The sequence below is a fragment of the Micromonospora wenchangensis genome, from assembly GCF_002210435.1.
Taxonomy (GTDB): domain Bacteria; phylum Actinomycetota; class Actinomycetes; order Mycobacteriales; family Micromonosporaceae; genus Micromonospora; species Micromonospora wenchangensis.
Map to the genome: position 1 here is coordinate 31,015 of NZ_MZMV01000053.1, position 15,228 is coordinate 46,242.

Sequence of the window (15,228 nt, forward strand, 5' to 3'; positions counted from 1 at the left end):
CCCCGATGCAGAACGAGATCGCCACCGCGCCGCCCACCGACGACGGCATCGAACCCATCGCCATCGTCGGGCTCGCCGCCCGGCTGCCCGGCGCCGCCGACGTCGACGAGTTCTGGCGCAACCTGGTCGACGGCGTCGAGTCGGTCACCGAGCTGAGCCGTGACGAGCAGCTCGCCCGGGGCGCGACCGCCGAGGAGGTCGACGACCCGGGCTGGGTGAACCGGGCCCCGCTGATCGACGGGTACGACACCTTCGACGCCGGGCTGTTCGGGATGACCAGCCGCGAGGCCGAGATGACCGACCCGCAGCACCGGCTGTTCCTGGAGAGCTGCTACACGGCGTTGCAGGACGCCGGCTACGACCCGGCCCGCTACCCCGGGGCGGTCGGCGTGTACGCCGGCACCGGCGGCAACACCTACCTGCACCGGTACGTGCTGCGCAACAAGCGCGTCGGCGGCAACCCGCACGGCGCGGTGTCGCTGGCCACCGGCAACTCGCCCAACTACGTGGCGACCAACGTGTCGTACCGGCTGGACCTGCGCGGGCCGAGCCTGACCGTGCACACCGCCTGCTCCACCTCGCTCGTCGCCTTCCACCTGGCCTGCGAGGCGCTGCGCAACCACGAGTGCGACATGGCGTTGGCCGGCGGGGTCAACGTGGAGCTGCCGCACGTCGGCTACCTGGGCATGGACGGCTTCACCTCGCCCGACGGCAGGTGCCGGCCGTTCGACGCCGGGGCCAACGGCACGGTCTGGGGCAGCGGCGTCGGCGTGACCCTGCTCAAGCGGCTGTCCGACGCGGTCGCCGACGGCGACACGATCCGCGCGGTGGTGCTGGGCAACGCGATCAACAACGACGGCGCGGGGAAGGTCGGCTTCACCGCCCCCAGCGTCGACGGGCAGGTCGAGGCGATCGCCCAGGCGGTAGGGATGGCCGGGATCGACCCGCGCAGCATCAGCTACGTCGAGGCGCACGGCACCGGCACCGCACTGGGCGACCCGATCGAGGTGGCCGCCCTGTCGGCGGTGTTCACCCGGGACACCGACGAGCGGGGCTGGTGCGGCATCGGCTCGGTGAAGTCCAACATCGGGCACCTGAGCCAGCCGTCCGGCATCGTCAGCGTGATCAAGACGGTGCTGGCGATGGAGCACGGGCTGATCCCCCCGACGATCAACTACGAGACCCCCAACCCGGGCATCGACTTCGCCGACACCCCGTTCTACGTGGCGAACACCCTGACCAAGTGGGACACCGACGGCGGGCCGCGCCGGGCCGGGGTCAGCTCGTTCGGCATCGGCGGCACCAACGCGCACGTGGTGCTCGAGGAGGCCCCGGCCGCCGACCGCGCGGACCGGCGGGTCCGCCCGGCGCACCTGCTGACGGTGTCGGCGAAGACCGCGTCGGCGCTGGACAGCGCCGTCACCCGGCTCGCCGACCACCTGGCGGCCGCCACCGACGGCGGGCCGGAACTGCTCGCCGACGTGGCGCACACGCTGCGGGTGGGCCGGCAGGAGTACCCGCACCGGGTGGCCGTGGTCGCCACCGACCTGGCCGAGGCGGTGACCGCGCTGCGCACCCCGCGCCGCCGTCAGTCCGGGGTGGTCGACGCCGCCGCGCCGCGCACCGCGTTCCTCTTCTCCGGCCAGGGCGCCCAGTACGCCGGGATGGGCGCGCAGCTCTACGCCGAGGAGCCGGCCTTCGCCGCCACCGTCGACGAGTGCGCCGCGCTGCTCCGGCCCGAGCTGGGCCTGGACCTGCGGGACCTGATCCTGGGCCGGGACCCGCAGGCGGCGGAGAAGCTCACCGAGACCCGCTACACCCAGCCGGCCCTGTTCGTCGTCGAGTACGCCCTGGCGCTGCACTGGCAGCGGGCCGGCGTACGCCCGGCGGCGATGATCGGCCACTCGATCGGCGAGTACGTCGCCGCCACCGTCGCCGGGGTGCTGACCCTGCCCGACGCGCTGCGCGTGGTCGCCGCCCGGGGCCGGCTGATGCAGTCGCTGCCGGCGGGGGCGATGCTGGCCGTGTCGCTCGACGAGACGCAGGTCGCCGCCCGGCTGCCCGAGGGGCTGTCCATCGCCACCGTCAACGGGCCCGGCACCTGCGTGGTGGCCGGCGAGAGCGAGGCCGTCGCCGCGTTCGCCGACAGCCTCGGCGGCAAGAAGAGCAAGCCGCTGCGCACCTCGCACGCGTTCCACTCGCCGATGATGGACCCGATCCTGGCCGAGTTCACCGCGCTGATGGCGACGGTGCCGCTGCACGCCCCGACCATCCCGTTCCTGTCCAACGTGACGGGCACCTGGATCACCGCCGAACAGGCCACCGACCCGGCGTACTGGGCGGCGCACCTGCGCCAACCGGTGCGGTTCGGTGACTGCGTGGCGACCCTGCTCGGCGCGGGCACCTGGGCGCTGCTGGAGTGCGGTCCGGGCCGGCAGTTGGCCAACCTGGCCCGGATGCAGGTCGCCAAGGGCTCCCCGGCGCAGCGGGCACTGACCCCGCTGGGCAGCCTGCCCGGACCGGGTGAGCCCACCGGCGACCTGGCCACCCTGCTCACCAGCGCCGCCGCCCTGTGGTGCGCCGGGACCGGGGTGCGGCTCGACGCCGACCCGGCCGCCCGGCGGGTGCCGCTGCCGACGTACCCGTTCGAGCGGCTGCGCTACTGGGCCGATCCGGACCCGGTGGCCGCGGTGCCCGACGCCCCGGTCGACGCCGGCCCGCAGCCGCTGCAACGGTGGTTCGCGGTGCCGGTGTGGCGGCAGGCCGCCGCCGACCCGGCGACCGTGCCCGGCGGCCGCTGCCTGGTGCTCGCCGCCGGTCCGCGCGCCGAGGCGCTGGTCGACGCGCTGCGGGCCGCCGGCGACGACCCGGTCGTGGTACGCCCCGGCACGGCGTTCGCGGCGACCGACGACGGGTACCGGCTGCGCCCCGGCCACCGGGAGGACCACGACGCGCTGGTCGCGGCGTTGACCGCGGGCGGGGTGCCGGACCGGCTGGTGCACGCCTTCGCCCTGGACGGCACGCCGGCCGGCCTCGACGCGACCGCCGCCTGGGACGCCCAGCAGCGCGGCTTCTTCGACGCCCTGCACCTGGTGCAGGCGCTCGCCGGGGCGGGGGCGACCGCCGAGGAGCGGCCGCTCACCCTCGACCTGGTCACCGCGGGCGTCGGCGACGTCACGGGTGCCGACCTGGTCCGCCCCGAGCACGCCACCCTCGCCGGCCTGGCCCGGGTGCTGCCGGCCGAACTGCCCGGCCTGGCCGTCCGGCTGGTCGACGCCGACCCGTCCGGCGACGGGGTCGACGCGCTCGCCGCCGAACTGCGCCGCCCGGTCGACCCGGAGCGGGCCGAGGTGACGCTGCGCGGCACCCGCCGCTGGGTGACCGGCTACGAGCAGGTCACCGTCGCCGCCGAGACCGGGTCGGGGGCGCTGCGCGACGGCGGCCGGTACCTGGTCACCGGTGGCCTGGGCGGCATCGGCGTCACCCTCGCCGAGGACTTCGCCCGGCGGGCCGGAGCGAAGCTGGCGCTGCTGGCCCGCTCCGGGCTGCCGCCGCGCGAGCGGTGGGACGACTACCTGGCGGTGCACGGCGGCGCGGACCGGGCCGGCCGGGCCATCGCGGCGATCCGTCGGATGGAGGCGGCCGGCGCGACGGTGCTGGTGCTCGCCGCCGACGTCACCGACCCGGCCGACCTGCGCCGGGTCCGGGCCACCGTGGAGGCCGAGTTCGGCGGGCTGGACGGCATCGTGCACGCCGCCGGCCTGCCCGGCGGCGGGATGGCCGAGGTGAAGGAGCGGGCCGAGGCCGAACGGGTGCTCGCCCCGAAGCTCACCGGCACCCTCGCCCTGGCCGAGGTCTTCGGTGACCTGCCGCTGGACTTCGTGGCGCTGTGCTCGTCGATCACGTCGGTGATCGGCGGCTTCGGTCAGGTCGACTACTGCGCGGCGAACGCCTTCCTCGACGCGTTCGCCCGTTCCGGCGCGGGTTTCCGGGCCCCGGTGCTGTCGCAGAACTGGGGTGGCTGGGCGGAGGTCGGCATGGCGGTGGAGACCGCCGCGCCCGCCGCGTTCCGGGCCGCCGGCCGGGACACCGTCACCACGCCGGTGGAGCACCCGGTGCTCACCACGAAGGTGGTCGGCCCGGAGTCGACGGTGCTGCACGGCCTGGTCTCCGCCGACACCCACTGGCTGCTCGACGAGCACCGCATCGGCGGGGTGCCGGTGGTGCCCGGCACCGCCCACCTGGAGTCGGTGCGGGCGGCGGTGACCGCTGCCGTGCCCGGCCCCGCGCCCCAGGCCGCGGTGGAGCTGCGCGACGTGGTGTTCCTGGAGCCGTTCGCGGTGCCGCAGGGCACCGTCGCCCAGTACCGGGTCGAGCTGACCGCCGCCGAGGACGGCGTCGACTTCGCCGTCCGCAGCCTGGCCGCCGGCCAGCTCCGCACCCACGTGCGCGGCTCGGCCGGCTGGACCGTGGAGGCCGCCCCGCCGGCCCGGGTGCCGGTGGTCGACGGCCGGCGGGTCGACGACGACGCCTCGTTCGGTCGGGGCCGCACCAGCATGCTGACCTTCGGCCCGCGCTGGGCGTCGCTGGCCGAGCACCGGCTCGGCGACGGCGAGGAACTGGCCCGCATCGAGGCCCCGGAGCCGGTCCGGGCCGACCTGCCGGCGTGGGGCCTGCACCCGGCGCTGCTGGACGTGGCCACCGCGTTCGGCCGGGGCCAGGGCGACGGCACCTACCTGCCGCTGTCGTACGGGCGGATCGTGGTGCGCGGGCCGCTGCCTGCGGTGTTCCACAGCCACCTGCGGCACCGGGCCAGCGCCACCGACGAGGTGGTCGCCGCCGACCTGTCGCTGACCGACCCGCAGGGGCGGGAACTCGTCGCGATCGGCGACTTCGTGCTGCGCCGGGTCGACCAGGGCGCGGTCACCGGCGGGTTGACCGGCACCTCCGACGCGGCCCCGGCCGAACCGGCTGCCGGGGCGCTCACCGAGGACATCCGCCCGGTCGACGGGGCGGAGGCGTTCCGGCGTAGCCTCACCGCCGGCCTCGGCCCGCAGGTGGTGATCGCCACCCGGACGGTGGCGGACATCCGGCGGCGGGCCTCCCGGGTCACCACCGACAGCCTGGAGCAGGACCCGGAGCCGTCGACCGCCGCCGCGACGGCGACCGGTGGCGGCTCGGCGGCCCCGCGTACCGAGCTGGAGGTCACCATCGCCGGGGTGTGGCGGGACGGGCTGGGGGTGGCCGAGGTCGGGGTGGACGACGACTTCTTCGCCCTCGGCGGCAACTCGTTGGTCGCGGTGCAGCTGATCGCCGCGATGCGCAAGGCGACCGGGGTCCGGCTGCCGATGCGCAGCCTCTTCGAGACCCCCACCGTGGCCGGCCTGGCCGAGCGCATCACCCAGCTGCGGGCCGCCGCCGCCGACGAACCGGCCGCGCCGGCCCCCATCCCCGCCATCCCGCGGCTACCCCGCGCCTGACGTCGAGAAAACAGGAGACCACGCAATGAGCGACACGATCGCCACGCTGCCGGTCGTCGTCGAGAACGACGGCACCGCCCTGACCGAGCTGATCGACCGCCGCCGGGCCGAGTTGCGCGCCACCCTCGTCGCGCACGGCGGGCTGCTGTTCCGCGGCTTCGACGTGGGCGGGGTGGACGGCTTCGACGCGGTGGTGCGGGCGTTCTCCGGCGAGCCGCTCACCTACACCGAGCGGTCCTCGCCCCGGCACGCCATCAAGGGGAAGGTCTACACCTCGACCGACTACCCGCCGGACGAGGAGATCTTCCTGCACAACGAGAACTCGTACCAGGCGCGCTGGCCGCTGACGCTGTTCTTCTACTGCCTGACCGCGCCGCAGACCCTCGGCGCGACCCCGCTGGCCGACGTGCGCCGGGTGTACGCCGAGATCGACCCGGCGGTCCGCGAGGAGTTCGTCAGGCGGCGCTGGCTGCTGGTGCGCAACTTCCACGCCGACTTCGGCACCCGCTGGCAGGACGTCTTCGGCACGGACGACCGGGCGCAGGTGCAGGCGTACGCGGCGGCGAACCGGATCGAGCTGGAATGGGTGGGTAGGGACGGGCTGCGCACCCGGGCGGTGCGCGACGTGGTGCACCACCGGCCCGGCTCGGACACCCCGCGCTGGTTCAACCACGCCACCTTCTTCCACCTGAGCACCCTGCCGAAGGACTACCAGGAGGGGCTGCTGGCGATGTTCGGCCCCGAGGGTCTGCCGGCGAACACCTACTACGGCGACGGCGGCGAGATCCCCGCCGACGTGATGGACCACCTGCGGGCCGCGTACCGGGCCGCCAGCGTCCGCTTCGACTACCGGCGCGACGACGTGCTGGTGGTCGACAACATGACCGCCGCGCACGGACGGGAGCCGTTCACCGGACCCCGCAAGATCGCCGTCGCGATGGCCGAACCGCACACCCCCGACACCGCTGGAGCGAACTGATGGCCGACACCCGATTCCTGGTCGTGCGCAACGACGAGGAGCAGTACTCGATCTGGGCGGCCGACCGCGACCTGCCCGCCGGCTGGCACGACGCGGGCTTCACCGGCAGCCGCGAGGAGTGCCTGGCCCACGTGGACGAGGTCTGGACCGACATGCGCCCGCGTTCGGTACGGGAGCAGACGGCATGACCCGCGAGTGGACCTTCCCCGCCTCGTTCGCCCAGGAACGGGTCTGGATCGCCAACCAGCTCGACCCGTCATCCCCGGTCTACAACGTGTCCGTGCCGTGCCGGCTGCCCGCCGACCTGGACGCCGAGGCGGCGACCGAGGTGTTCGGCCAGGTCGTCGCCCGGCACGAGGCGCTGCGCACCCACCTGCGGGTCGACGACGGCACCCTGGTGCAGGTGGTCCGGGAGCACGAGCCGCCCCGGCTGCCCGTCGACGACCTGCGCGGGTTGCCCGATCCGGAGCGCCTGCGGCGGTCCGACGCGCTGCGCGCCGAGCTGGCCCGGACCCCGATCCCGTTGGATACACCGCCGCTGTGGCGGGCCCGGCTGATCCGCTTCGACGACGGGTGGACGCTGCTGCTGGTGGTGCACCACGCCGTCTTCGACAGCCACTCGGCGGTGCTGTTCGGCGCCGAGATCGCCGCGTTCGCGCGGGCCGCGTCGACCGGCGCGCCGGCCGCCGTGCCGGAGCTGCCCATCCAGTACGCCGACTTCGCGGTGTGGCAGCGCGACCAGCTCACCGGCGCGGAGCGGGACCGGCAGCTCGCCTTCTGGACCGGTCACCTGGCTGGCGCTCCGAAGGCCACCGGCCTGCCGCTGGACCGGCCCCGCCCCGCGCAGCTCGGCTTCGCCGGTGACGAGGTGCGCTTCGACCTGCCCGCCGGGCTGCTCGACCGGATCACCCGGCTGGCGGCCGGGTCGGCGGCGACGCCGTACATGGTGCTGCTTGCCGGTTTCGCGGCGCTGCTGTCGCGGATCTCCGGCGACACCGACGTGGTGGTCGGGGTCTCCACCGCCGGCCGGGAGACCGCCGAGCTGACCCCGCTGATCGGCATGTTCGTCAATCCGGTGGCGCTGCGCTGCGACATCGGCGGCGACCCGCGCTTCACCGATCTGCTCGGCCGGGTCCGCGACGGGCTGGTCGACGCCCTGGAGCACGGGCAGACCCCGTTCCAGGCGATCGTCGAGGCGGTCGCCCCGGAGCGTGACCCGTCGGTGCAGCCGATCTTCCAGACCGCGCTGAACTTCATCCCCGACTCGGGGCTGGACCCGGTGGAGCTGGGCACCACCAAGGACGACCTGGCGTTCGACATCACCACCGGCGAGAGCCGGCTGGTCTACCGGACCGACCTGTTCGACAGGTCCACCGCCGAGGCGGTCGTGGCCCGCTACGTCCGGCTGCTCGACGCGGCCGTGGCCGACCCGGGGCAGCCGGTCTCCGCGCTGCCGTTGCTCGCCGACGCCGAACGGGACCTGGTGCTCGGCGGGTGGGCCGGGACGGCCGCGGCCGGCCCGTCGGCCACCGTGGTCGACGAGGTACAGCGGCAGGTGGCGGCCACCCCGGACGCCACCGCCCTGGTCTGCGAGGACGTCACGTTGACGTACGCGCAGCTCAACGCCGCCGCGAACCGGCTGGCCCGGGTGCTGGTGGGGCGGGGCGTCGGCCCGGAGACCCGGGTGGCGCTGGCCCTGCCGCGCGGCCCGGAGCTGCTGGTGGCGATCCTCGCCGTGCTCAAGGCGGGGGCGGCGTACGTGCCGGTGGACACCGGCTACCCGGCGGGCCGGATCGGCTACCTGCTCACCGACGCCGCGCCGGCGCTGGTGCTGGCCGTGACGGAGACCGCCGCCCTGGTGCCGGCCGACGCGCTGCTGGTCGACGGTGCCGCCCGGCCCGCCGACGACGCCGACGGGGTGGACCTCACCGACGCCGACCGGGTCGCCCCGTTGCGCCCGGAGCACCCCGGATACGTGCTCTACACCTCCGGCTCGACCGGCCGCCCCAAGGGCGTGGTGGTGGAGCACCGGGCGATCGTCGCGTACCTGGCCTGGGCCCGGGACGTCTACCCGGGGCTGGCCGGCACCGCCCTGCTGCACTCGCCTGTCTCGTTCGACCTGACGGTCACCGGGCTGCTCGGCCCGCTCACCGCCGGGGGCACCGTGCGGCTGGCCGGGATCGACTCCCCGGCGGCCCGGGTGGGTGGGCGGCCGACCTTCCTCAAGGTCACCCCGAGCCACCTGCCGCTGCTGGAGGAGGCCCTGTCGCCCACCACCGACCTGGTGATCGGCGGCGAGGCGCTCACCGGGGAGCAGCTCGCCGACTGGCGGGCCGCGCATCCGGACGTGGCGGTGGTCAACGAGTACGGCCCGACCGAGGCCACCGTCGGCTGTGTCGCCGCCCGGCTCGCCCCCGGGCAGCCGGTGCCCGCCGGCCCGGTGCCGATCGGCCGGCCCACCGCCACCAGCCGGGTGTACCTGCTCGACGCCGCGTTCCAGCCGGTCCCGCCGGGGGTGGTCGGCGAGCTGTACGTCGCCGGTGACCAGCTCGCCCGGGGCTACCTGGGCCGGCCCGGCCTGACCGCCGAGCGGTTCCTGCCCTGCCCGTACGGCCCGCCGGGGCAGCGGATGTACCGCACCGGCGACCTGGCCCGGTGGCGGGCCGACGGCACCCTCGACTACCTGGGCCGACGCGACGACCAGGTCAAGGTGCGGGGGATGCGGATCGAGCTGGGCGAGATCGAGGCGGCGATGCGGGAGCACCCCGAGGTGCACCAGGCGGCGGTGGCCGTACGCACCGACTCGGGGGAGCCGACCCTGGTCGGCTACCACGTCGGCACCGCCGAGGAGGCGCACCTCGCCGCCGAGCTGGCCCGTGAGCTGCCGGCGCACCTGGTGCCTGCCGCGTTCGTCCGGCTCGACGCGTTGCCGTTGACCCCGAACGGCAAGCTGGACCGGGCCGCGCTGCCCGCCCCGCCGGAGTCCGTGGCCGGCGACGGCTACGTCCCGCCCCGCACCGACGCCGAGACCCTGGTCGCCGAGGTGTACGCCGACATCCTGCAGGTGGAGAAGGTCGGCGCGCTCGACGACTTCTTCGCCCTCGGCGGCAACTCGCTGCGCGGCATGCGGGCGATGGCCCGGATCCGGGCCGAGGTGGACGTCGACCTGCCGATGCGGGCGCTGTTCGGCAGCCCCGTGGTGGCCGACCTGGCCGCCCAGATCGAGGCGCAGATCGCCGCCGAACTGGACGACCTTTCCGAGACCGAGGTCGCCGCGTTGCTGGCGGCGGAGAAGGACACCCCCGCATGACGGACCTGAAGGATTCCCGGGAGGCCGCCCGGGCGGCGTTGATCGCCCAACGGTTGCGCCGACGGCAGGCCACCCCCGCCGCCCGCATCACGCCACGGCCCGACGACGTCGAGGTGCCGCTGTCGTACGCCCAGGAGCGGGTCTGGTTCATGGACCAGCTCGCTCCGGGCGAGGCGGCGTACCACATCGCGGTGCCGTTGCGGGTGCGTGGCCCGCTCGACGTCACGGCGCTGCGCGCCGCCCTGGCCGCGCTGACCGCCCGGCACGAGTCGCTGCGCAGCCGGTTCCCCGCCGACGCCGACGGCAAGCCGACCGTGGTGATCGCCGACGCGGTCGAGGTGCCGTTGACCGTGGTCGACGCCCCGGACGAGCGGGCCGCGCAGGAACTGGTGGAGGCCGCCTCGCTCGCGCCGTTCGACCTGGCGGCCGGGCCGCTGCTGCGGGCGCTGCTGATCCGGCTGGCATCCGACGACCACGTGCTGTTCCTCAGCAAGCACCACATCGTCGGTGACGGCTGGTCGGTCGACGTGCTGCTGCGCGACCTGATCACCGCCTACCGGGGCGGCGAGCTGCCCACCCTGCCGGTGCAGTACGGCGACTTCGCCGTCTGGGAGGCCCGGGAGCTGGGCGGCCCGGCGGCCCGGTCGCACCTGGACTGGTGGAAGTCCCGGCTGGCCGGGATCACCCCGCTGGAGCTGCCGCTGGACCGGCCCCGCCCGGCCACCCAGACCTACCGGGGCGACTTCGTCGAGTTCCGGCTCGACCCGGCGGAGACGGGACGGCTGACGGCGCTGACCCGGGAGTCCGGCGGCACCCTGTTCATGACGCTGCTCGCCGCGTACCAGGTGTTCCTGGCCCGGCACGCCGGCCAGGAGGACTTCGCGGTCGGCGCGTCGGTGGCCGGCCGGTCCGCCCCGGAGCTGGAGAACGTCGTCGGCATGTTCATCAACATGCTGCCGTTGCGCGCCGAGCTGGCCGGTGACCCGACCTTCACCGAGCTGCTGGAACGCACCAGGCGCAGCGTGCTGGACGGCTTCGAGCACGCCGAGGTGCCGTTCGCGAAGGTGGTCCACGAGCTGGGCCTGCCCCGCGACGTCAGCCGCTCGCCGGTGTTCCAGGCGATGTTCGTGTTGCAGAACTACGAGATGGGCCGGTTCACCGGGGTCTCCGACGCCACCGACGTGACGTTCGACTGGACCCCGATGGAGCTGCGGGCCACCCGGTTCGACTTCGAGCTGCACGCCGTGGAGACCGTCGACGGGCTCTGGGGCAAGCTGGTGTTCAACACCGACCTGTTCGACCGGGACACGGTGACCCGGATGGCCGACCGCTGGTGCGCCCTGCTGCGGGCGGTGGCGGCCACCCCGGACGTGGCGGTCTCGGCGCTGGACCTGCTTCCCGCCGGGGAGCGGGCGCTGCTGGCGTCCTGGAACGACACCACCGCCGACTTCCCGACCGCGGAGACGCTGCACGGCCCGATCGAGGCGGCGGCGGCCGCCACCCCGGACGCGGTGGCGGTCACCATCGAGGGCGTCTCGACGACGTACGCGCAGCTCAACGCGGCGGCGAACCGGGTGGCGCACCGGCTGCGGGCGGCCGGCGTCGGCCCGGAGACCCTGGTCGGGGTCTGCGCGGAACGCTCCGTGGAGCTGGTCGCCGGCCTGCTCGGGGTGCTCAAGGCCGGCGGGGCGTACCTGCCGCTGGACCCGGAGTACCCGGCCGACCGGTTGGCCTTCATGCTGACCGACGCGGCAGCGCCGGTGGTGCTGGTGCAGGAGCAGTTGCGTGACGTGCTGCCCACCGTCGACGCGACGGTGCTGGCCCTGGACGACCCGACCCTCTGGGCCGACCAGCCGCAGACCGACCCGACGCCGCTGGCCGGCCCGGAACACCTGGCGTACGTGATCTACACGTCGGGGTCGACGGGCCGCCCGAAGGGGGTGCCGAACACCCACCGGGGCATCGTCAACCGGCTCGACTGGATGCAGAAGACCTACCGGCTCGACGCCGACGACGCGGTGTTGCAGAAGACCCCGGCCAGCTTCGACGTGTCGGTGTGGGAGTTCTTCTGGCCGCTGCGCACCGGCGCCCGGCTGGTGCTGGCCAGGCCCGGCGGCCACAAGGACGCCGGCTACCTGCGCGACGTGCTGGTGGCCGAGCGGGTCACCACCGCCCACTTCGTGCCGTCGATGCTGACGGTGTTCCTGGCCGAGGAGGGGGTGGAGGCGGCCACCGCGCTGCGGCGGGTGATCTGCTCCGGCGAGGAGCTGCCGCTGGCCTCGGCGGTCGACTTCACCGCCCGGCTGCCGCACTGCGAGCTGCACAACCTGTACGGCCCGACCGAGGCCGCGATCGACGTCAGCGCCTGGCACTGCGACCCGGCGCTGCTGGCCGGGTTGACCGGCGTGCCGATCGGTGGGCCGATCGCCAACCTGCGGCTGCACGTGCTCGACCCGGCCGGCCGGGAGTGCCCGGTCGGGGTGGCCGGTGAGCTGCACATCGGCGGGGTGGGGCTGGCCCGTGGCTACCACCTGCGGCCGGCGCTGACCGCCGAACGGTTCGTGCCGGACCCGTTCTCCGGCGAGCCGGGTGCCCGGTTGTACCGCACCGGTGACCTGGCCCGCTGGGTGCCCGACCCGGCGGGGCCGACGGCCGGGGCCGACCCGGCCGGGGTGATCGAGTTCCTGGGCCGGATCGACCACCAGGTCAAGCTGCGCGGCCTGCGCATCGAGCTGGGCGAGATCGAGAGCGCCCTGCGCGAGCAGCCCGGGGTGGCCGAGGCGGCGGTGATCGTCCGCGAGGACAGCCCCGGCGACAAGCGGCTCACCGCCTACCTGGTGGGCGTCGCCGAGCACGCCGCGTTGAAGGCGGCGCTGAAGGAGACCCTGCCGGAGTACATGGTGCCGGCGGCGTTCGTCACCCTGGACGCGTTGCCGTTGACCCCGAACGGCAAGCTCGACCGTCGGGCGCTGCCCGCGCCGGTGGTCACCCGTGAGGCGTCGGTGGCCCTGGTGGAGCCGCGCGACGACACCGAGCGGCTGCTCGCCGGGATCTGGTCGGAGGTGCTGGGCGTGCCGACGCTCGGCATCGACGACGACTTCTTCGACCTGGGCGGGCACTCGATGCTCGCCACGCAGGTGGTGGCGAAGATCCGCCGGGCCGAGCACGGCGGCCGGGCGGTCGGCGTGATGGACCTGTTCCAGCAGCGCACCATCCGGGAGCTGGCCGCGTTCATGACCGGGGACGCCGAGGCGGCCGGCCCGCGTCGGCTGCTCTACGAGCTGACCAAGCCGATCCCGGCCGGCAGGCGGGTGCTCAGCTACGTCTGTGTCCCGTACGGCGGCGGCAGCGCCATCGTCTACCAGCCGCTGGCCGACGCGCTGCCCGCCGGGCACGCGCTGTGGTCGCTGGCCATCCCCGGCCACGACGTCGGGCTGACCGAGGACGCCCTGCCGTTCGACGAGCTGACCAGCCGGGTGGCCGCCGAGATCGTGGAGCGGATCGAGGGCCCGCTGGCCCTCTACGGCCACTGCGGGGTGGGCAGCGCGATCATCGCCGAGGTGGCCCGCAAGGTGGAAGCCGCCGGGCGGGAGCTGGAGGTCGTCTACATCGGGGCGATGTTCCCGTTCGCCCGGCCGAAGGGCGCGTTCGCGGCGTTGCGCAACCGGCTGGAGCAGTTGAGCAGCAACCGGCACTACGCGAGCTGGCTCAAGAGCATGGGGGTGGACACCGACGAGCTGGAGCCGGAGCAGGCCGACCGGATTATCAGCAACATGCGGGCCGACTCCCGCGCGTCGGAGGAGTACTTCACCGGGCTGCTCGACCGGGGCGCGGCGAAGCTGCGTGCGCCGATCGTCTCGGTGGTCGGCTCCGAGGACCCGGTGACCGACTACCACACCGAGCGGTACGCGGAGTGGCAGTTCCTCAGCGACACCCTCGGCCTGGTGGTGCTCGACCAGGCCGGCCACTTCTTCCTCAAGTACCGGGCCGAGGAGCTGGCCGAGATCGTCACCCAGGTGCACCCGGCCGTGCGGGCCGGGGACGTCTCGGCGCTCGGCCCGGCGGCCCGGGGTGAGGACGCCGGCTGGGTGGTCGCCGACCACCAGCGCATCGGTGCCGCCGACCGGCCGGCCCCGCCGGTGGTGAAGCCGAGCATGGCCCGGTTCGTCGCGGTCACCGCCGGGCAACTCGTCTCCACCACCGGCTCGGCGTTGACCGCGTTCGCCCTGCCGATCTGGCTGTTCACCCGGACCGGGTCGGTGGCCGACCTGGGCCTGCTGTGGGCGTTGGCGCTGATCTGCGGGGTGCTGATGCTGCCGGTGGCCGGCGCGCTCACCGACCGGGTCAGCAGGCGGCGGATCATGATGATCGCGAGCTGCGTGTCCGGCTCCATCCAGCTCGTCCTGGCCGCCCTGCTCTGGACCGACAACCTCGCCCTGTGGCACATCTACGGGCTGGTGGCGTTGAGCCAGGTGGCCGGGTCGTTCCAGCGGATCGCCTTCCAGTCGGCGGTGCCGCAGCTGGTGCCGAAGCGCTACCTGGGGCACGCGATGGGCATCACCCAGCTCTCCAGCGGTTTCGCGATGCTGCTGATGCCGGTCTTCGCGGCCGGTCTGCTCGCCGCGATCGGCCTCAAGGGCATCCTGCTGATCGACGTGGCGAGCTACCTGGTGGCGGTGCTGACGCTGGCCGTGGTCCGCTTCCCCGACCTGCTCGGCTGGCGGCCCCGGGAACGGCTGCTGGTGGCGATCGCCAACGGCCTGCGCTACTCGTGGCGGCACAAGGGTTTCCGGCTGATGCTCGGCTACTTCGCGCTGGGCAACATCTTCCTGGCCCCGGCGCTGGTGCTCACCACCCCGCTGGTGCTGTCGTTCGGCACCGCCACCCAGGTGGCGCAGGTGGCGCTGGCCGAGGCGATCGGCGCGGTGACCGGCGGGGTGCTGATGTCGCTGTGGGGCGGGCCCCGGCAGCGGCGGATGATCGGGGTGCTGATCGGCAACCTGGGCACCGCCGTCGGCTGTGTGCTGATCGGCCTGGACGCCTCCGTCGTCATGATCGCCTTCGGGGCGTTCTGGCTGGCCATGGCGATGACCACCGCCCAGTCGATCTACGCCACGATCGTCCAGGTGAAGGTGCCGCAGCGGTTCCACGGCCGGGTGTTCAGCCTGAACCAGACGATCTCCTGGTCGACCCTGCCGATCGGGTTCGCGCTGCTCGCCCCGGGCGCGACCGCGCTGTTCGAGCCGATGCTCGCCGACGGCGGGGCGCTCGCCGGTTCGGTGGGCGCGGTGATCGGCACCGGTCCGGGCCGGGGCATCGGCTTCGCGTACGTCTGCTTCGGGCTGGCCCTGGTGCTGATCACGCTCGGCGGGTTCGCGATCCGGATGCTGCGCCGGTTCGACATCGAGGTGCCCGACTCGCTCCCCGACGACCTGATCGGGGCGCAGGAGCGGCAGCGG

General features: G+C 74.5%; 5 protein-coding genes. All 5 read left to right on the plus strand.

Going from position 1 to position 15,228, the window contains the following annotated elements:
• Positions 1–5: 5 nt before the first annotated feature.
• Positions 6–5,480, plus strand: coding sequence for a type I polyketide synthase (locus B5D80_RS25100; RefSeq protein ID WP_088646411.1), 5,475 nt, complete (start codon positions 6–8; stop codon positions 5,478–5,480).
• A 25-nt stretch (positions 5,481–5,505) separates the two neighbouring features.
• A complete protein-coding gene (locus B5D80_RS25105) occupies positions 5,506–6,459 on the plus strand; it encodes a TauD/TfdA family dioxygenase (RefSeq protein ID WP_088646412.1) in 954 nt (317 codons plus the stop codon).
• Positions 6,459–6,647, plus strand: a complete 189-nt coding sequence (locus B5D80_RS25110) for an MbtH family protein (RefSeq protein WP_088646413.1) — start codon at positions 6,459–6,461, stop codon at positions 6,645–6,647. The genes B5D80_RS25105 and B5D80_RS25110 overlap by 1 nt, the downstream gene beginning before the upstream one ends.
• On the plus strand, positions 6,644–9,769 hold the full coding sequence (locus tag B5D80_RS25115) for a non-ribosomal peptide synthetase (protein WP_088646414.1): 3,126 nt from the start codon (positions 6,644–6,646) through the stop codon (positions 9,767–9,769). The genes B5D80_RS25110 and B5D80_RS25115 overlap by 4 nt, the downstream gene beginning before the upstream one ends.
• Positions 9,766–15,228 (plus strand): non-ribosomal peptide synthetase/MFS transporter (locus B5D80_RS25120; protein WP_088646415.1); only part of this gene is annotated, 5,463 nt, incomplete at its 3' end. The genes B5D80_RS25115 and B5D80_RS25120, both read left to right, overlap by 4 nt.

What these genes read in the sequence shown, in the direction of transcription:
- B5D80_RS25115 (WP_088646414.1), top strand. Translation starts at nt 6,644, where the DNA reads ATGACCCGCGAGTGGACCTTCCCCGCCTCGTTCGCCCAGGAACGGGTC.
- B5D80_RS25110 (WP_088646413.1), top strand. Translation starts at nt 6,459, where the DNA reads ATGGCCGACACCCGATTCCTGGTCGTGCGCAACGACGAGGAGCAGTAC.
- B5D80_RS25105 (WP_088646412.1), top strand. Translation starts at nt 5,506, where the DNA reads ATGAGCGACACGATCGCCACGCTGCCGGTCGTCGTCGAGAACGACGGC.
- B5D80_RS25100 (WP_088646411.1), top strand. Translation starts at nt 6, where the DNA reads ATGCAGAACGAGATCGCCACCGCGCCGCCCACCGACGACGGCATCGAA.